This window comes from Pseudomonas sp. 67(2021) (assembly GCF_017491835.1).
GTDB classification, from domain to species: Bacteria; Pseudomonadota; Gammaproteobacteria; order Pseudomonadales; family Pseudomonadaceae; genus Aquipseudomonas; species Aquipseudomonas atacamensis.
The window spans coordinates 1-242 of record NZ_JAFGYL010000119.1 but is presented as its reverse complement, the minus strand read 5'-3'; the positions used below and the strand labels follow the sequence as shown (position 1 = coordinate 242).

The 242-nt window shown below is 60.3% G+C and carries 1 protein-coding gene; it reads left to right on the top strand.

The window, feature by feature from the left end; genetic code table 11:
• Positions 1–242 (top strand): amino acid permease (locus J5M66_RS26795; protein WP_207810211.1); only part of this gene is annotated, 242 nt, incomplete at both ends.

The following is a 242-nucleotide window of genomic DNA, read 5'->3' as shown; positions in this document are numbered from 1 at the left end:
CAATACGCCGGCGGCGGTGATCAGCGCATCGTTGTTGCTGTGGGGCGTGCATTTCCTCGTGCTGCGGGGGATCAAGGAAGCAGCGTTCATCAACCTGGTGACCACCGTCGCCAAAGTCGTGCCGCTGATCATGTTCATCGTCATCGCTGCGGTGGCATTCAAGGCTGACATCTTCACCCGCGACATCTGGGGCCGCAGCAACCCGAACTTCGGTGGGGTGATGGACCAGGTGCGCAACATGA